The sequence below is a fragment of the uncultured Holdemanella sp. genome, assembly GCF_934772795.1.
GTDB lineage: Bacteria > Bacillota_I > Bacilli_A > Erysipelotrichales > Erysipelotrichaceae > Holdemanella.
This window is the reverse complement of the sequence record NZ_CAKVMR010000043.1, coordinates 1-18,188: the sequence shown is the minus strand read 5'-3', so window position 1 is coordinate 18,188 and position 18,188 is coordinate 1. Positions and strand designations below refer to the sequence as shown.

General features: G+C 35.0%; 18 protein-coding genes. 1 reads left to right on the top strand and 17 read right to left on the bottom strand.

Annotation, left to right across the window (positions count from 1 at the left end):
- Window positions 1-92: 92 nt before the first annotated feature.
- The 13 genes from Q0F04_RS08435 to Q0F04_RS08375 form a co-directional block, all read right to left on the bottom strand.
- Window positions 93-1,442, bottom strand: a complete 1,350-nt coding sequence (locus Q0F04_RS08435; RefSeq protein ID WP_295752293.1) for a hypothetical protein — start codon at window positions 1,440-1,442, stop codon at window positions 93-95.
- Between the two features lie 27 nt (window positions 1,443-1,469).
- Window positions 1,470-2,081 (bottom strand): hypothetical protein, encoded by a 612-nt coding sequence (locus tag Q0F04_RS08430; protein ID WP_295752290.1) that lies wholly within the window; start codon window positions 2,079-2,081, stop codon window positions 1,470-1,472.
- Window positions 2,078-2,989: a helicase-related protein gene (locus Q0F04_RS08425; protein ID WP_199519646.1), complete on the bottom strand. Its 912-nt coding sequence runs from the start codon at window positions 2,987-2,989 to the stop codon at window positions 2,078-2,080. Before Q0F04_RS08425 ends, Q0F04_RS08430 begins: the two co-directional genes overlap by 4 nt.
- Window positions 2,961-3,245, bottom strand: a complete 285-nt coding sequence (locus tag Q0F04_RS08420) for a hypothetical protein (protein WP_295752287.1) — start codon at window positions 3,243-3,245, stop codon at window positions 2,961-2,963. Before Q0F04_RS08420 ends, Q0F04_RS08425 begins: the two co-directional genes overlap by 29 nt.
- Before the next feature lie 38 nt (window positions 3,246-3,283).
- A complete protein-coding gene (locus Q0F04_RS08415; protein ID WP_295752284.1) occupies window positions 3,284-4,450 on the bottom strand; it encodes an aminotransferase class I/II-fold pyridoxal phosphate-dependent enzyme in 1,167 nt (388 codons plus the stop codon).
- Window positions 4,451-4,666: 216 nt separating this feature from the next.
- Window positions 4,667-4,876: a 50S ribosomal protein L31 gene (rpmE, locus tag Q0F04_RS08410; protein WP_003865737.1), complete on the bottom strand. Its 210-nt coding sequence runs from the start codon at window positions 4,874-4,876 to the stop codon at window positions 4,667-4,669.
- A gap of 94 nt (window positions 4,877-4,970) precedes the next feature.
- Window positions 4,971-6,665 (bottom strand): M3 family oligoendopeptidase, encoded by a 1,695-nt coding sequence (locus tag Q0F04_RS08405; RefSeq protein WP_295752281.1) that lies wholly within the window; start codon window positions 6,663-6,665, stop codon window positions 4,971-4,973.
- A gap of 42 nt (window positions 6,666-6,707) precedes the next feature.
- Window positions 6,708-6,899, bottom strand: a complete 192-nt coding sequence (locus Q0F04_RS08400) for a hypothetical protein (protein WP_295752278.1) — start codon at window positions 6,897-6,899, stop codon at window positions 6,708-6,710.
- On the bottom strand, window positions 6,899-7,882 hold the full coding sequence (locus tag Q0F04_RS08395; protein ID WP_295752275.1) for an oligopeptide/dipeptide ABC transporter ATP-binding protein: 984 nt from the start codon (window positions 7,880-7,882) through the stop codon (window positions 6,899-6,901). The genes Q0F04_RS08400 and Q0F04_RS08395 overlap by 1 nt, the downstream gene beginning before the upstream one ends.
- A 2-nt stretch (window positions 7,883-7,884) precedes the next feature.
- Window positions 7,885-8,904 carry an ABC transporter ATP-binding protein gene (locus Q0F04_RS08390; protein WP_295752273.1) on the bottom strand — a complete coding sequence of 340 codons (1,020 nt, stop codon included), beginning with the start codon at window positions 8,902-8,904 and terminating at the stop codon, window positions 7,885-7,887.
- Between the two features lie 15 nt (window positions 8,905-8,919).
- Window positions 8,920-9,831, bottom strand: a complete 912-nt coding sequence (opp4C, locus tag Q0F04_RS08385; protein WP_295752269.1) for an oligopeptide ABC transporter permease — start codon at window positions 9,829-9,831, stop codon at window positions 8,920-8,922.
- Window positions 9,832-9,844: 13 nt separating this feature from the next.
- Window positions 9,845-10,828 carry an ABC transporter permease gene (locus Q0F04_RS08380; protein ID WP_295752267.1) on the bottom strand — a complete coding sequence of 328 codons (984 nt, stop codon included), beginning with the start codon at window positions 10,826-10,828 and terminating at the stop codon, window positions 9,845-9,847.
- A gap of 180 nt (window positions 10,829-11,008) precedes the next feature.
- Window positions 11,009-12,721: an ABC transporter substrate-binding protein gene (locus Q0F04_RS08375; protein ID WP_295752266.1), complete on the bottom strand. Its 1,713-nt coding sequence runs from the start codon at window positions 12,719-12,721 to the stop codon at window positions 11,009-11,011.
- Window positions 12,722-13,175: 454 nt separating this feature from the next.
- Here Q0F04_RS08375 and Q0F04_RS08370 point away from each other — a divergent pair, with 454 nt between their 5' ends.
- Window positions 13,176-13,697: a DUF5662 family protein gene (locus Q0F04_RS08370; RefSeq protein WP_295752264.1), complete on the top strand. Its 522-nt coding sequence runs from the start codon at window positions 13,176-13,178 to the stop codon at window positions 13,695-13,697.
- Here the strand turns inward: Q0F04_RS08370 and glmS are convergent, their stop codons facing one another.
- The 4 genes from glmS to rsmG all read right to left on the bottom strand — a co-directional run.
- A complete protein-coding gene (gene glmS / locus Q0F04_RS08365) occupies window positions 13,698-15,503 on the bottom strand; it encodes a glutamine--fructose-6-phosphate transaminase (isomerizing) (protein ID WP_295752262.1) in 1,806 nt (601 codons plus the stop codon). It lies immediately after the preceding gene.
- Window positions 15,504-15,743: 240 nt separating this feature from the next.
- The gene (locus Q0F04_RS08360; RefSeq protein WP_295752260.1) at window positions 15,744-16,622 is read right to left on the bottom strand and encodes a ParB/RepB/Spo0J family partition protein; all 879 of its coding nucleotides are present in this window, start codon (window positions 16,620-16,622) and stop codon (window positions 15,744-15,746) included.
- Between the two features lie 2 nt (window positions 16,623-16,624).
- Window positions 16,625-17,401 (bottom strand): AAA family ATPase, encoded by a 777-nt coding sequence (locus Q0F04_RS08355; protein WP_117571441.1) that lies wholly within the window; start codon window positions 17,399-17,401, stop codon window positions 16,625-16,627.
- A gap of 2 nt (window positions 17,402-17,403) precedes the next feature.
- Window positions 17,404-18,188 (bottom strand): 16S rRNA (guanine(527)-N(7))-methyltransferase RsmG (rsmG, locus tag Q0F04_RS08350; protein WP_366510380.1); only part of this gene is annotated, 785 nt, incomplete at its 5' end.

Sequence of the window (18,188 nt, the reverse complement as noted above, 5' to 3'; positions counted from 1 at the left end):
TCTAAAATAAAACAGTTGATAATCACTGATTTGGATTATCAACTATAAGCACGACTGCCTGTCGTACAAAAAGACAATACATTTTGTATTGTCTAATCTAATTGATTCAATTGATTTTGATAATCCGTAATTTGAGAATTCAAAGAATCCACTTTTGATTGTGCATCCGTTACATCTGAATTTGCACCATCTAATTTAGTCTTTGCAGATTTCAACTTATTTTCTAAAGAAGAAGTATCTGAATTCTTTTGTGCAGCACTTAATGCCGATTTTGCATCAGCCAATGCCGACTTTGTTGTATTTACATTATCAACCAATCCCTGATGTTCAGCATACAACTGCTGTAACTCAGTATATTGATCTTGTGTTAATTCACTGTTTGGAATTTGTTCCAATTCACTACGACGATTCTCGCATGCCTGTAGTGCGCTTTGCGCATTGTCATAATCAGCTTGTGCGCTGATCACAGCACTTTGAGCATCACTTACACCACTACCTGCAGAATCAATCTGTGCCTGTAACGAATCCACATCACTTTGCGCATCCGATTGTGCCTTTTGTGCATTTTCTAATTCGGATTGTGCACTCAACAACTGCTTTTTAAGATCATTGATCTTTTGTTTCAACTGTGCCTTCTTTTCAGCAATTTCAGTGTTGTTGTTGTCTTTCTTTGTACTTGTTTTCTTATTTGCGCTCGCAAGCAATTCATTAAAGTTTTTGCCTGTAGCCTTTTCTAAGATTTCATCAATCTTCTCTCTTTGTTTACGCGTTAAACTGTTATATTTACTTTCAAGATTAACAATTTCCTTTTGATCACTTGAAGATAAAGAATCATAGTTATTCGCAAAATCTAATAATTCCTGATAATTCTTCTTTTGAACTTCTGATGTTTTTTCATCGGAACCAGACAATCCACCAGTCATTAGTTTCATACCACCAAATATCAATAATGAAACCAACAATACACCCACAACACCTAAGGCAACATACATTCCAGTTTTAGAATGGCTCTTTTTTGGTGCTGATTTCTTTTGGCTTGGCTCTTTTTTCTTGTTGATAACTTCTCTTTTTAGTTGAGGACCCTTACCCTCCTCCAACAAGGACTGAATTTCATCATCATCAATCACAACAGTTTGATTTGTAGAATCTGCTTCCTGTTTTAAATCATCTGCATTCCACATTACTGTACGTGTTGCAGAAAGATCTTCTTTAGGCTCATTTAAATCTTTCGACCCAACCACAAACGTATCTCCTAGTGAAGGTTCCACTTTTTTTGTTTGAAATGGAATTTCCGGTTCAGGTTTATGTTTTTCTACTCGACTACGAGTTTGATTCTTTGTGAATTGATCCATTTTTTGTTCTAATGTATCTTCCTCGTTTGTTTGAAATGAATCTAGTAATTGAGAAATCTCATCATTCTCATTCTTTCTTTTCTTATCCATAGTTTCTATCGCCCCTTCTAGACTATTTTACCAAAACCCCTTTGATTTGACCACTATGTTTTCTTGATTTGCCGCAATCCAAAGTGGATGTGCCGCTAAAACAAACATACAGTCAGGATGAATCAACTGCTTTGCGGCCATTAGTGTACTTCCCGTTGTACAAACATCATCCACCAACAGTATTTTCTTTTTAGGCAATGGATACAATTGTTTCAAGCCTAGCACATCCTTGATTTGTGATCTTTGCACTTTTGTAGCTGAAGACTGCTTTATATCCTTCTTTTTATAGAAAGGAGAATGAACAGAAACATCTAACGACGAATACATATCAATTGCCGGTTCAAACCCTCTTTCCATACGTTTCGCATCACTACTGCATAAAGTACAGACACAATATTTTTTAAAGGTCTTCTTTAAATATGAATGTTCACACAAAAAAATATCTTTTAATACAACATCCCTTTGTTCCTTATACTGAAAAAACAACCTTTCTAAAAACTCATCATACTCATAGAGAACATATAAAGGGACACCATCTATATTATAGACTTGTTTATGTATCTTAAAATTCTTTGAACAATCTGGACATATCAAAAGGTCATTATAAAAGAAAATCTCAAAATTGCGAATTTCACTCATTTTTTTGTGGCAACATAAACAGTATCGTTCATCTTCGTTATTTGACTCACACAATCTTTGATAGATTCGCTTGAAGCTTGACATAAACACACACCCTTTCCCTCTGGATCTTTAAAACTTCGTCCCACACGCCCAAAGATCTGAATAAGACTGGCCGTAGTAAAAACGGAATGATCTCCTTTAAAAACAACAACTTGAACGCTTGGAATCGTGATTCCTCTTTCTAATAGTGTGGTACAAACTAAAGCACTCAATTCTTTATTGCGAAAGCAATCTAAAATTTCATCTTTATTTTGTGTGGAAGAATGAATAAAATCTGTCTTCACAAATACATTTAGAATCATCTTCATCCACTTTCCATCATTTTTTCGAGGTACAAAAACCAATGTTTGTTTCCCCTCTTTTTGAAATTTTATGCACAAATAAATCACGATCCATACTTGAATAAAAATAGATACCTGTATCACTTTAGGTACAATCAACGGATGTTTATGTGGCCTTTCAAACAAACACACAAGCTCTATTTTCTTTTGTTTCACAAGTTCCATACTCTCTTTATCTGGTGTTGCACTCAACATTAATTTTTGACCAATACACGCCTGATTCGCAATGGCCTGTAACACTTCATTCCCCACAAAAGGAAAGGCATCCAGCTCATCTAAAATCAATAAATCAAAGGCATATGGATAGCGATATAACTGGTGTGTCGTACATACAATAAGGTCTGCATCTGTAACTTGGGTAAATCCTTGAGCAACTTCACATACGCTTAATTCAGGAAACGCTATCCGCAAACGATTTGCGATTTCAAGAACAACCTGTCTTCGACTAATCGCAAACCCTACTTTTTTTCCTTGAGCTAAATATCCACAGATACTTTCAAAACAAATTTCTGTTTTGCCTGGCACCTGTACTGGCGTAAAGTATTACGTCTTTTCCTTTACTTAAATATTGATACACATCATGACTTGCAGACTTTTGCGAAGCAGTGAGTTCATAATCAAGTTTAGGTTTTCCCTTCCACGTTCTATGCTTCAATTTAACCGGATTTATTTTTTCATTAACCTCCAACCTAGAAAAATCAATGCATTTACGACAATAATAAACTCCATGATCATACGCAAACAATTTAGGGTCTTCATTTTGACATCGATTACACTTCATATACTCTTATACGAAAAAAAAGTGCAAATTTTTGCACTTTATTTAAAAATTTCAGATTTTTTAATTCTTTCCGCTGCTTTTTGGATATCCTCAATATCTTGAACAAGAGCTAAACGCACATATCTTGTACCATGAACACCAAAAGCCTGGCCTGGCGTAACGACAACACCTGTTTTTTCCATCAAATCTCTTGTGAAGGCATATGAATCTTCATATTGGTCTGGAATTCTTGCCCATGAAAACATTGTGGCAGGACTCTTATCAATATGCCATCCTACCGCATCAAATGCTTCACATAGAGCATCTCTTCGATCTTGATAAGCCTGACAAGTTGAATGAATGCTTGCGCCTCCATGTCTTAGTGCTTCAATACCTGCATATTGTATAGGCAAGAAGATTCCATAATCCATATTTGATTTCAACGTATTGTAACACTCAATTACATCTTTATTACCAACACACACACCTAGTCTTGCACCGGCCATTCCATATGTTTTCGAGAAGGAATTCAATTCAATCCCTACATCTTTGGCTCCTTCAAAAGATAAGAAACTCTTTCCTACTTTACCATCAAATACAAGTTCACTATATGCATTATCGTGCAATACAACAATATCGTATTTTTTCGCAAATTGAATCAACTCTTCATAGAATGAATCTGGTGCAACAGCACAAGTTGGATTGTTTGGATAGGATACAATCATCATCTTCGCTTTTTTCGCGATTTCTTCATCGATTTGATCCAATTGAATGACATAGTTATTTTCTTGCAACAAAGGCATATATTCTACTTTAGCCCCTGCAATCTTTGGTCCATCACTAAAAATTGGATAATAAGGATCCGGTACTAATACAATATCACCTGGATCACACATAGCTAGAAACAAAGTGCTTAAAGCTTCTTGAGATCCTTGTAGACAAATCATTTCATCATTTGTAAGTTCTACATGATAACGGTTTTTATACCAGTCATGAATGGCAGATTTCATTTCAGGTAATTCATTGATTGCATACTTATAGTTTTCTGGAACCATAATCGATTCTTGTAGCACCTTCATAATAGATGGTTCAGGCGCAATATTTGGCGATCCAACTGAAAAATCTATTGTTTCATTCCCTGTTCTTTGCGTATAATCTAGCTTCATATTTTTCAATTCTGTAAATATAGAAGATTGAAATACATCCATTCTTTTAGCTCTTTTCACTTTAATACACCTCTCTATTTTTAATTTATTGTCTTTATTATAAACGTAGCAATAGAAGTTTTCAAATACCACAGTTATTTCTTGTGCACATTTGATTATTTTAATATAACCAAACAAGCTTGAAACGTCTATTTTAAAGGATATTTATTTTTAAATAACAGTTTTTTTATAACCAAAATAAAAAACAGTGCCATTTCTGACACTGTCATTATATTACTACTTCAAACCATATTTCTTGTTAAATTTCTCAATACGTCCCTGAGCAGCAGCGAAACGTTGACGACCTGTGAAGAATGGGTGGCAGTTACTGCAAGTATCTACACGTAATTCATCACCTTTGATTGTACTACCTGTTTCGAATTCTGCACCACAAGATGTACAGATACATTTAACTTTATGATAATTAGGATGAATTCCTTGTTTCATATCGATGTATCCTCCTTCCGCCTTAAGTCATATTGACCCAAAGTAAGTGCTATACAATTATAGCAAGCCTTTTTTCAAATCGCAAGATGTTTTTTTAAAATTGTGAATCATCTGCTTTATCAAACCATTCGCGAACCAATTGAACAGTTTCTTTTAAGCATCCAGATTCGAAAGGAACCTTTAATCCTGCTTCTTTTACAATTTTTCTGAATGGCAATGTTCCACCAATCTTACAAATGTGTTTGTAGTCTTCAAAAGCTTTTTCATCTTTCTTCTGAATACGAGCCCAGAACTGCAATGCGCATACTTGAGCTAATGTGTAATCAATATAATAGAATGGATCCATGAAGATGTGAAGCTGACGCATCCACCATCCACCTTTTTCTAGAATATCAATGCCTTCATAGTTTTTATGAGGTAAATATTGTTTTTCCAACTTTCTCCAAGTAGCCAATCTTTCCTCACAAGACATTTCTGGTTTTTCATATACTTCATGTTGGAAGTGATCTACCAAGACTCCATAAGGCAAGAACTTAACAGCTCCTGATAAGTGATTGAAATAATATTTATCAACATCTTCTTCAAAGAAAGATTTCATCCATGGATATGTGAAGAATTCCATAGACATCGAGTGAATTTCACAAGATTCATAAGTAGGCCATACACAATCAATTGGGAAGATATCCTTACTTGAATACACTTGGAAAGCATGTCCTGCTTCATGTGTTAGTACTTCAGCATCATGACTTGTCTTATTGAAGTTTGCGAAGATGAATGGAGATTGATAATTTGGAATAAACGTACAATATCCACCAGCTGCTTTACCTGGCTTTGAATCTAGATCCAACAATTCTCTATCTGTCATAAACTCAAAGAATTCACCTGTTTTAGGATCTAATTCTTGATACATCTTTAATGCACGTTTTACTAATTCTTCACGACTATATTTAGGTGCTGGGTTTCCTGAAGTGAATTCAAACTTTTCATCCCAAGCATGTAAAGTATCATAGCCCAAACGTTTTTGTTGACGAGCATACAACTCATTATCTAAAGGAACAACATCCTCTAATACTTGTTTACGATAGTTTTCTACATCGTTTTTATTGTAGTCAAAACGCATCATACGATAGTAACCAAGTTCGATATAATTTTCATATCCTAATTTCTTAGCCATACGCGTACGAACTTGTACTAATTGATCATAAACTTCACCAATTTCTTTGGCATGTTCTTCATACCATCCCCAATAAGCCTGCATAGCACGCTTACGAGTATCTCTATCTTTATCGTTTGTTTTTACTTCTAAAGCTGCAAGCGTGTATGTTTCACCATCAAATTCAATTTGTGCACTCGCAATGATTGCCTGGTATTTAGAAGCTAATTTATTTTCTTCCTGCATTTCTGGAATGATAATTGGATCAAATGATTTTTCTTCCATTTCTCTTTGTAAGAAATAAGTTTCGGGTACTTCTTTTTTTAATTCAGATACAAAAGAACTTGCCATTACAGCCTTATTACAATTCACAATATCTTCCTTTAATACTGGAAGCATTTCATTTAAGAAATCATTTTCCTGCGTATAATATTCATCTCTTGTATCCACTGTATGACGTACTTCAACAAGAGTTTGATTTGTATTGATATATTTATTAACATCATTCAATTCAACAAAAGCATTTTTGAATTCTTCATATGAAGCAGCATTTTTTAATTTTCCACAAATTGACTTTAATTGTGCCTGCAAAGCTGCAATATCCATATGTTCATATTTATAATCTGTAAATTTCATATCTTTCTCCTAAAAAAATAGAGAAGCCGAAAGCTTCTCGTATTATGCAAAGATGGCATTCCAACCAAATATTAATAAAGCTAAGATAGCAATCGCAGCTAATAAAATAGGCCAGAATGTACTACTAGCAGCAATTAACAAGGCAAGAAAATCACCTTTTTCTAGGCGATCCTCTTTACCTCTTTGTTTGTCTTTTTTTTCTAACATCTCACGCATTGTCGGGCGCTTAGACATTAGAATTCACCTCCAAAGTGACACTTAACGAAGTGATTTGGTTTAACCTCTTTCGTTGCTGGTTCTTGTTCACGACAAATATCTTTCGCAAATGGGCACCGAGGGTTGAATTTACATCCCTTAGGAATATTTACGTTACTTGGAATTTCACCTTGAATAACTTGCATTTCTTTACGTTTTGTAGGATCTGGTAAAGGAATTGCACCAATCAACGCTCTTGTATAAGGGTGTTGAGGGTTAGAATAGATTTCATTTTTATCAGCAAGTTCCATCATACTACCTAAATACATTACACCTACACGGTCAGAAATGTGTTTTACAACGGACAAGTCGTGTGAAATGAAGATATAAGAAATATTCTTTTCTTCTTGCATATCTTTCATTAAGTTGATGATCTGTGACTGAATAGAAACGTCCAATGCACTTACTGGTTCATCACAAATAATGAAACTTGGATCTAACGCTAAAGAACGTGCGATACCAATACGTTGTCTTTGTCCACCTGAGAATTGGTGAGGATAACGATAGCAATAGTAGCTTGGCAAACCACAACGGTCCATTAGGTTCTTAACATATGCATCTAGTTCTGGACCACGTTTGAATTTTCCGTGAGCAATTAATGGTTCAGCCAAAATATTAAATACAGTCATACGAGGATTCAATGAAGAATATGGATCCTGGAAGATAAACTGCATTTCTTCACGTAAAGCACGCATTTCTTTACGAGATTTCTTTGCGACATCTTCACCTTCGAAGATTACCTCTCCGCTTGTTGGTTCATAAAGACGAATGATTGTACGACCTAAAGTAGATTTACCACATCCTGATTCACCTACTAGACCTAATGTTTCACCTTCATATAAATCGAAAGTAATATCATCTACAGCCTTAACACATGGGTCGCCTTCTTTATATTTTCCTTTTTTTAGAGGGAAGTATTTTTTTAAGTGTTTTACTTCAAGAATTTTTCTTTTTTCTGCCATGACTATCCCTCCTGTTTCATTTCTTCTTCAACTTTGAAGCACCATACGTGGTGACGTGATTTAACTTTTGTATCTACTGGTTGCCCTTCTTTACAACGATCTGTTACATATGGACAACGATCTGCAAAGTAGCATCCTTTTGGTAAATACAATGGGTTAGGTACACTACCTTCAATTGTATTTAAACGTTTACCTTCTTCTGCTAATGAAGGCATTGAATTCATCAATCCTACTGTATAAGGGTGTTTAGGATTGCTGAATAATTCTTCTACTGGAGCTGTTTCAACAACTTTACCTGCATACATAACGTTAACGTTATCGGCAACCTGAGCAACTACACCTAAGTCGTGTGTGATCAACATGATAGATGTACCTGTTTCATTCTTCAATTTGTTCATTAAAGAAAGAATCTGAGCCTGAATTGTAACGTCTAGGGCTGTTGTTGGTTCATCGGCAATCAATAATTTTGGATGACAAGATAGAGCCATCGCAATCATAACACGCTGACACATACCACCTGATAATTGGAATGGATAGTTATCAACAACTTTTTCTGGACGAGAAATACCAACTTCTGCCAACAAATCGATTGCACGTTGTTTAGCTTCTTCTTTAGAAACTTCTTCGTGAGTCAAAATGTTTTCCATAATTTGATCCCCAACTGTAATAACTGGGTTCAAACTTGACATTGGTTCCTGGAAAATCATAGAGATTTCGTTACCACGAATATGACGAATTTGTTCGTCTGTAGCTGTTGCTAAATTTAAACCATCTTCATCACGATCTACATTTCCCATATATACGATTTTTGATCCAGGCATGATTTCTCCTGGTTCACTGACTAAGCCTAAAATAGACATGGCAGTTACTGATTTACCACAACCTGATTCACCTACGATCGCAAGTGTTTCATTTTCATACATTGTAAAGTGGTTTCCATCAACTGCTTTTGAATCACCTTTTTTTGTATGGAAGTATACACGAAGGTCTTCCACTTTAATTACTTTTTTATTTACAGACATTGTGTATCCTCCTTACTACTGTAATTCTTTAGGGTCAAATGCATCACGTAAACCTTCACCAATCAAGTTGATAGAGATTACTGTTAATAAACACATTAAACCAGCAGGCATCCATTCCCAAGGATAGTTTTGGAACACGTAAGAATCACGTGCTAAGTTCATTAAGTTACCCCAAGATGGAGTTGGCGCAGTAACACCCATACCTAAGAATGATAAACCAGCCTCAGTCAAAATAGCACTTGCCATTTGTAGTGTAGCATTTACGATTACTAAAGAAATAACGTTTGGAAGTAAGTGTTTAAAGATTTTTGAGAAATCTGAAATACCCAAAGCTTCACATGCTTGCATAAATTCTTGTTCACGCAAAGTCAAAATTTGTCCACGAACTAAACGTGCTAGTCCTGGCCATGATAATAAACCAATCAATAAGGATACAGTATACATTTTTTGACTCTGTGGAACCCACAACATTGTTGCGGCAACCGCAATGATCATTGGTGTAAATGGTAATGAATAAACGATTTCAGCAAAACGCATTAATAAGTTATCCAATTTTCCACCATAATATCCAGAAATACCACCAATTGTACATCCTAAGATGACAGTGATAACAGCAGCAATTACACCAACCATAATAGAGATACGTCCACCTAAGAATAGACGGAATAAGCAGTCACGACCTTGTTTATCTGTACCTAACAAGTGTTCTCCACCTGGAGTTAAGTTAGGGTTTGATAAATCATAGTCATTTACGCTATATCCAAGCATTGGTGGTATAACAATAACAGCAACAACAATTAAAATAAAGATAATCAAACCAGCCATGGCAACACGGTTCTGTCTGAACTTACGCCATGCTATGGTCCAAGGACCTATAGATTCGATTTTTTCGCCTGATTCTAATACTACAGCATCTTTTTTAGCCATCTATAGTTCCCTCCTATTCATCAACCTTGATACGTGGGTCAACTAATGTATAACAAACGTCAGACAATAAGTTACCTAACAACATCAATAAGGCACTAAACATCAAACAAGCCATAACTAAAGAGTTATCACGTTGGTTGATCGCATCAATTAATACTTTACCAATTCCTGGCCAGATAAATACAGATTCCAAAATTACGGCTCCTGAGAATAATGATGGAATGTATAATCCTAGTAATGTTACTAAAGGAATTTGTGCATTTTTAAATGCATGTTTGTAAATAACAGTCTTTTCTTTAAGACCCTTTGAACGTGCTGTACGAACATAATCCATGTTGATGACTTCAACCATAGAGTTACGTACATAACGTGAGAATGACGCAAATGAACTAAACGCCAATACGATTACAGGTAAAATTGAGTGTAATGCGATATCTCCAATTTCTTGGAAAATACTTGAGTAACCAAAGCTTGATAGCATTGTGTCACGCATTCCGTTGATAGGCATACCTGGAATCTGCAAACCAACGAAGAAAATTAATACTAGGGCAAAGAAGAATGTTGGAACACTTATTCCTAACAATGAGAATACAGTCCAGAAATTATCAAACACTGAACCTTTCTTTACGGCTTGCTTTATTCCCACTGGAATCGCAAAAATCAAAGCCACTATTAAAGAAACAACATTCAAATAGAATGTATTCCAAACATAGTCACCAATAATAGTTCCAACTGGTTTTTTAAGAGTAATACTTGATCCTAAATCTCCTGTACACATACGTCCAATCCAACGTACATATTGTTCAGGTAACGATTTATCCAATCCTAACAACTCACGAACGTGATCACGTTGTTCTTGTGTAACCTTTGAACCGGCTCCAAAGTAAGCTGTTACCTCATCACCTGGCATCGCCTTTACGGTACCGAAAATAACGATTGAAATGATGAAAAGGACAGGAATCATCGCTAAAATTCTTTTAATTACATACTTTAGCATAGTTATCGATCCTTTCTATCCACTAAATGCATATAAGAGCAAGTCAATACGGCTTGCCCTTAATTTTATAAACAATCCACGAGTTTTTAATGCAGACTATTTAACGTTGCCACGTTTCTGTTAATGAACATTTGTCCTTTAACATTCACTATTTTAACACACCTTTGTGCAATTTTTAAATTATTTTACAGTAATTGTATCCATTGATTGAGACCAGTTACGTAATGTTCCTGTTCCAGTCAAGTCAACTTTCTTATTGTAAAGGTTGAACATCATACCTGAGTAAACTGGCATGTATCCTGCATCATCAGCAGCCATCTTCATAGCTTCAACATAATCAGCTTTTGATTGTTCTGCACTTGCATCAGCACGAGCTTTTGTCAATTGGTCAACTAATGCTTGATCATTGATACGAGAGTAGTTATTTACAGCCATGTTATCTGGATTATTTGTATATGAATCATTAGCTGAAGTATCTTGGTTACTTGTAAATGAAGTAGCTAAGAAACACATATTCCATTCGCTATCGTGGCTTTCATCTTGAATGTTACTTAATAATGTAGAGAAGTCAACTGTAGTTTGTTTCAAATCAACACCTAAATCTCCCCAAGTTTTCTTAACCATAGGAATTAAAGTTTCAAGTACTGAGTTACCTTCTGAACATAAGAATTTGATTTCTAATTTTTGACCGTCTTTAGCACGGATTCCATCAGAACCTTTTACCCAACCAGCTTCATCTAATAATTGGTTAGCTTTATCCATGTCAAATGCATATGTATTTAATCCATCAATTGTTTCTTCATTACGAACTACAGCTCCACTGTTTTCTGATGCTGGGTTCCAGTATGCAGCTGGTACATATCCACCTTTAATTTTCTTAACTTCGTCACTTGCTTTTTTGTCCCATCCGAAGTATGAATCACAGAATCCTTGACGATCTGTTGCATACATCAATGCTTGACGTACAGCTTTGTCAGCTGTAGCTCCGTTATTAGCATTCATAGCTACGAAACCAACAGCACTACGAGTGTAGTAATTCATTGTGATATTGTCATCTTGACTAGCATCACTTACTTTAGTTGTTTCGATTACTTCTGGAATTAAATCAACAGTTCCTTTTTTCAATTCTGAAACTTCTGTAGAAACATCTGTTTTCTTAATAATGATTTGATCTACTTGGTATTGTCCATCTTCAGGTTTGAATTCTTCATTACGAACAAATGAAGCTCCGCTTGCTTTATCATAGCTCTTTATTTGGTAAGCACCAGAACCACATGATTCTTCTTGGTTCTTTTCAACAACTTTTACTTTACCTTGTTTGTATTTTGAGTAGTGATCTGCACTAGTGATTCCCATTGCACCAAATGTTGAAATTGCATCGATTTGAGGTGATACTAAGTGGAATACAACTGTATAATCATCTGGTGTTTCAATACCAGTTAATTCTTTAGCAGCTCCGCTATTATATTCTTTATATCCTACTAGGTTTTCCAATCCACCACCATTAGGACCAGCATAGCTTGGGTCAGCTAATGTTGTGAATGTAAATTTAACGTCTTTTGAAGTAACTTCAGTTCCATCACTGAATTTGTGTCCTTTTTCCAATTTGTAAGTTAATGTTAAACCATCTGCACTTACTTCTGGTAAATCTTTAGCCAATACTGGTTCCAATTCGTTATCCGCATTGTACTTTAACATTGATTCGTAGCATAAGTTTACTACATATTGGTCATAAGCACTTGATGCATATTGAGGTGTAAACTGACCAGTTAAACTTTGGTTTACAGATACAGTTAATGTTTTTGCGTCACTGCTAGATCCGCCTGAACATGCTACTAAAGTAGAAGCCATTGCTACAGATGCTAAACCAGCAACAATTCTTTGTTTATTCATTTCTCTTTCCTCCTATAGTCTGCTCACTATGTGTGAAGAAATTATACTATGTTAGAAACACGTTTTCAAGAGTTTAAGAAAGAAATTTACATACATTTTTTCATTTATGTATATTTTTCATGAACAAAACTCATCATTTTGTCTTTATATCAGGCATTTTCAATGTATTCGCTTTCATTTGGATTTTCGTATTTCATTTACAAACATTTGTCTATAATAGATGAATTTTTGTGTAAATAATGAAAACAAAGTTCATACAACATATCATCAACAACATATAATTTCACAAGATTAACCATAGTTATAAGGAATTTAAGGCTATGAATATAGAAATAAACCAATATTCATATCTCTCTTTTAAAAATAATAATAAACAAAAAGAAACCATTCTAGACGCCAACACTAGAATGGTTTTCTTAATTTATGATAAAATAGGCAAGAAAGAAGTGAATTTATGAATAAAGCATTATCTCATTTACATACAATCAATCAACATAAGTTAAAAGTTACTTGGCTTTGTTTTCGTTGTCACCTATATAAACAAGGTTTTCTCCATGATTTAAGCAAATACTCTTATATTGAATTAAAAACAGGTTTTCATTACTACCAAGGATTTCGTTCTCCTATAGATGCTGAAAAAGAAGAAAAAGGTTATTCATTAGGTTGGCTACATCATAAAGGAAGAAACAAACACCATTGGGAATATTGGCTTGATTTTGGTGTTAACGGTATTTACGCTTGTAAGATGCCTACAAATTATGTCATTGAAATGTTTTGCGATCGAGTCGCCGCAAGTATGATTTATCAAAAAGAAAAATACACAGACTCTAGTGCTCTTGAATATTATGAAAATGGACGAGGTAAAATTCTGATTCATCCTGAAACAGACGCCCTCATCCATCATTTATTAAAATACTTATCTGAGAATGGTTTAGATCAAACCATTCACTATATCATCAAGGAAATTAAAGAATAATTATTCTACAGTTACACTTTTCGCAAGGTTACGAGGTTTATCTACATCGCAACCTTTTTCTTTTGCGACATAGTAAGCTAATTCCTGCAACAAGACAGTTGCTGGAATACAACTTAGTAATGGATCTACATCGGGAATGCGGATCACATACTCAAAGCCTTCCGTATTTTGGTTTTGTGACGCAATCAAAATAACTTTAGCTCCTCGAGCAACCGTTTCTAAAATATTAGAAATTGTTTTTTGTGCAACACTAGGCTGCGTAGCTAACGCAATCACAACTGTATCTTTTTCAATCAATGCGATTGGCCCATGCTTCAATTCCCCAGCCATATATGCATCGGCATGTACATAAGATACTTCTTTTAGTTTTAATGCTCCTTCTAAAACACTTAAATAATCCAGTTGTCTACCAATAAAGTATGCATCTTTTTGATTCGTTAATAGTTTAGCAAATTCCGCCATTTTTTCTTCTTGTTGAAGCATTTTCTCCACCACTTCTGGCATTTGTTTCAACTGATTGATCATATGATTTTTACATGCCACATCCTTATTAAATAAAGATGCTAACTTTAAACATAGACATGCCAACAACACAAGTTGTGTTGTATAAGCCTTCGTACTTGCGACTGCAATTTCTGGTCCAGCACAAGTATATAAAACATAATCAGATAATCGAGCTAAACTAGAACCTAACACATTTGTCACAGATAGTGTTTGTGCTTCGTTTTCTTTTGAAAGTTTTAATGCGGCCAAAGTGTCTGCTGTTTCTCCAGATTGTGAAACAAAAATACATAGCGTATTTTCATTGATACGATAATTGCCATATCTAAATTCACTAGCACTTATACAATAAATTGGTTGATTGATCCATGTTCGCAATAAATATTGAGCATATAAACTCGCATGATAAGCTGTTCCACATGCGACAAAGTAAATTTGGTTGATTTTTGAAACATCTAAACCAGATAATTCTGGCATTGCCAAATTATTTTCAATATGCGCTCTTAACGTTTCTTTGATTACGTATGGCTGTTCATGCATTTCCTTCTGCATAAAAGTGTCATATCCACCTTTTTGAGCTGCACAAGCATCATATGAAATATGCATCCAATTTGTTGAAACAGGATCTCCAAAGAAATCATAGACTTCAATACTTCCAGGTTTTAATACGGCCATCTGTCCATCTTCTAAAGCGCAAATATCTTTCGTGTAATCTAACACAGCCGGAATATCACTAGCACAAAATGCAGATGTATCCGTTTTTCCTACAATCATTGGACTTTCTTTTTTTGCGACAAAAACGCAGTCCGGATAATCCGTACAAACTACGCATAGCGCAAAACTTCCTTGAAGATATTGCACACATTTTTTTAATGCATACATCATATCGCCTTGATAATAGTAATCCAACATATGAACAATAACTTCACTATCCGTCTGTGACTGAAAAGTATATCCTTGTTCTAATAAACATTCTTTGATTGATGCATAGTTTTCAATGATTCCATTATGCACAATTGAAATTGTTTCACTCTCATTTGTATGAGGATGTGAATTCATATTACTTGGAACACCATGTGTTGCCCAACGCGTATGTCCAATTCCTGTATGTTCAGGATGTTCTTTTTCTGATAACAGCTCTTCTAAATTGGTTAAACGTCCCTTCGCCTTATATGTTTCTAGATGGTGACTCGAAACTAATGTCACTCCAGCAGAGTCGTATCCACGATACTCCAATTTTTCTAAACCCTGCAATAAAAATGGTAAAGCACTCTCTTTACCTGTGTACGCTGTGATTCCACACATTATAAAAAAATCCTCCTATAAATTATTATCATGGAGGATACCAAATGGCTTTGTTCAATGTTCGCACATTGGTTTTGTCCATCGTTAAAGGTTGTATCAACCTCCAGACTACCCGCCGAATCTTTCGATAAGTCTGGTCCTCGTCAACTAAATACTTAGTCCTGGCGCTATTTTTTTACTACATCTCCATGAATAATGAATATTATACAAAAAATGGGACATTTGTCAAAAAAAGAAGACTTACTCTTCTTCGACTAGATTCAATAATTCTAGCACTCGATTTAAGTCTTCTTTGTTTTCATAATGAATAGAAATGGCATTTTTACTGATAGATACCGATGTTTGAAAGAATTCCTGAAGCTTTTCTTTAGCTGCCTTCACATAAATATCTTCTTTTGGCTTTTCCACCGGTTTTTTGTTGTTGGTATCCTTTACAATTTGTTCTACCTTACGCACAGATAATCCTTGATCAATAGCTTGTTTTGCGACTTTACGCATACTCGCCTCTGTCTTAAGACCTAATAAAGCTCGCACATGCCCCATGCTTAATTGTTTACTTACAACATATTCCTGTACATCTTCAGGTAATTTCAATAGTCGTAATAAATTTGTGATGTGTTCACGTGATTTTCCGACGCGATGAGCCAACTGCTCTTGTGTATATCCTAAGCGTTGAATCAATTTTTCATAAGCTTTTGCCTCTTCAATTACATTTAGATCTTCACGCTGAATATTTTCCAATAAAGCAATTTCCATCATTTCCTGATCATCAAAATCAACAATGATTGCTGGAATATCTTGTAATCCGGCAAGTTTTGAAGCTCTTAATCTTCTTTCACCGGCAATCAAATCATATCCTTGGATACTCTTCTTAACTAGAATGGGTGTAAATACACCATGTTGCTTAATAGATGAACTTAATTCTTTTAAAGCTTCATCATCAAATACTTTACGAGGCTGATATGGATTTGGACGGATCTCATCAACAGGAATTTTTGACTGTTCCTGACTCTCAACTTCCATATCTCCATTTTGAATATCGTCTAACACCTTAGAAACGTCTTGGCCAAAAATACTAGACAAGCCCTTTCCTAAACGAGCATTATTTTTATTATCCATGACTATGCCTCCTTTGAATTACGTTTTAGTACTTCTTCAGTTAAACCAGCATATGCCTTGGCTCCTGTACTTTTTGGATCATATTCAAAAATGGACATACCACGGCTAGGTGCTTCCGATAATTTTACATTTCTCGGAATAGAATTTTGATATACAAGCTTACCAAAAGTTTGACGCACATCCTGCGAAACTTCTACGCTTAATCTTGTTCGAATATCAAACATTGTTAATAAAATACCTTCAATTTTTAAATTTCGGTTACTTGTTCTTTGGACAAGACGAATTGTGATCAACAACTGCGTAACTCCTTCCAATGCATAATATTCACACTGTACTGGAATCAAAATGCTGTCGGCTGCTGTTAATGCATTGGTATTCAATAGTCCAAGTGATGGTGGACAATCAATAATAATGTAATCATATTGATCTCGAATAGGTGCAATGGCTTTTTTCAATAATTCTTCTTTACCTGCTTCCATCTTATCCATGTCTAAATCAGCTCCAGCTAAATTAATATTGGCTGGAACAATATCGATTCTTGGATTCATTTTAGGTACAATGGCTTGCTGAATAGGAACTCCCTCCATTAATACGGAGTGAATTGTAGCTTGTGAATTGTTTTGATTCGCATTTAACCCTTGTGTTGCATTCCCTTGTGAATCGAAATCAATCAACAATACTTTTTTCCCTACATGTGCAAGTCCGCTTGCTAAATTTATAGATGTTGTAGTTTTACCTACTCCACCTTTTTGATTCGAAATTGCGATAACTTTTCCCATACTCAACCCTCCAAAGGTTTTTTCTTGATTTGACCATACGCTCTAGGATATTTATTTGGCGTATGTTTTACCTTTTTAAAATATAAATTAATACGTGTTGCATCCTCTTCAATCATAAATTTTTCTTCATCGATCAATTCAACACCTAATGTATCAATTGCCTTTTGTGCATTGATCAACTCTTCGTGACCATTCTTACCTTTTAAAGCCACCATTGTATGATCCATCTTCACAAAAGGAACACAAAGTTCTAATAAAATAGATAGTTTGGCAACCGCACGCGCACTGACCACGTCAAAACATTCACGTTTTTCTTTTGCCAAATCTTCAGCTCGAACATTTAATATATCGAGATTTTCCAAGTTCAATTGAGTTTTCACTTCATTTAAAAAACGACAACGCTTTTGTAAAGGCTCCACCAATGTCATATGAACATGTGGAAATGCAATCTTTACAGGGATACCTGGAAATCCTGCACCTGAACCAATATCACACATTGTTTCGAATTTAATATTTGAGAACGGCATAATTGAATCATAAAAATGCTTCTCCCATACTTCTTCTTCCTGTGTAATTGCCGTTAAGTTCATCTTCTCATTCCATTCAACAAGAAGTTGCATATATTTTTCAAATTGATTCATTTGTTCTTCATTTAATTGGATGCCGGCTTCTAAACAAGCCTTTTGAAATTCTACTTTAGTCATGAAAACCGTCGAGTAGACTTTGTCTCGACATTCGCTCCTTTCATCAATATAAATTAATTTTAGCGATGAGAGGTTTAAGTCTC

Coding starts and splice junctions, on each gene's coding strand:
- Q0F04_RS08435 (WP_295752293.1), bottom strand. CDS start 1,442: ATGGATAAGAAAAGAAAGAATGAGAATGATGAGATTTCTCAATTACTA.
- Q0F04_RS08430 (WP_295752290.1), bottom strand. CDS start 2,081: ATGAGTGAAATTCGCAATTTTGAGATTTTCTTTTATAATGACCTTTTG.
- Q0F04_RS08420 (WP_295752287.1), bottom strand. CDS start 3,245: ATGAAGTGTAATCGATGTCAAAATGAAGACCCTAAATTGTTTGCGTAT.
- rpmE (WP_003865737.1), bottom strand. CDS start 4,876: ATGAAACAAGGAATTCATCCTAATTATCATAAAGTTAAATGTATCTGT.
- Q0F04_RS08405 (WP_295752281.1), bottom strand. CDS start 6,665: ATGAAATTTACAGATTATAAATATGAACATATGGATATTGCAGCTTTG.
- Q0F04_RS08400 (WP_295752278.1), bottom strand. CDS start 6,899: ATGTCTAAGCGCCCGACAATGCGTGAGATGTTAGAAAAAAAAGACAAA.
- Q0F04_RS08395 (WP_295752275.1), bottom strand. CDS start 7,882: ATGGCAGAAAAAAGAAAAATTCTTGAAGTAAAACACTTAAAAAAATAC.
- Q0F04_RS08390 (WP_295752273.1), bottom strand. CDS start 8,904: ATGTCTGTAAATAAAAAAGTAATTAAAGTGGAAGACCTTCGTGTATAC.
- opp4C (WP_295752269.1), bottom strand. CDS start 9,831: ATGGCTAAAAAAGATGCTGTAGTATTAGAATCAGGCGAAAAAATCGAA.
- Q0F04_RS08380 (WP_295752267.1), bottom strand. CDS start 10,828: ATGCTAAAGTATGTAATTAAAAGAATTTTAGCGATGATTCCTGTCCTT.
- Q0F04_RS08375 (WP_295752266.1), bottom strand. CDS start 12,721: ATGAATAAACAAAGAATTGTTGCTGGTTTAGCATCTGTAGCAATGGCT.
- Q0F04_RS08370 (WP_295752264.1), top strand. CDS start 13,176: ATGAATAAAGCATTATCTCATTTACATACAATCAATCAACATAAGTTA.
- glmS (WP_295752262.1), bottom strand. CDS start 15,503: ATGTGTGGAATCACAGCGTACACAGGTAAAGAGAGTGCTTTACCATTT.
- Q0F04_RS08360 (WP_295752260.1), bottom strand. CDS start 16,622: ATGGATAATAAAAATAATGCTCGTTTAGGAAAGGGCTTGTCTAGTATT.
- Q0F04_RS08355 (WP_117571441.1), bottom strand. CDS start 17,401: ATGGGAAAAGTTATCGCAATTTCGAATCAAAAAGGTGGAGTAGGTAAA.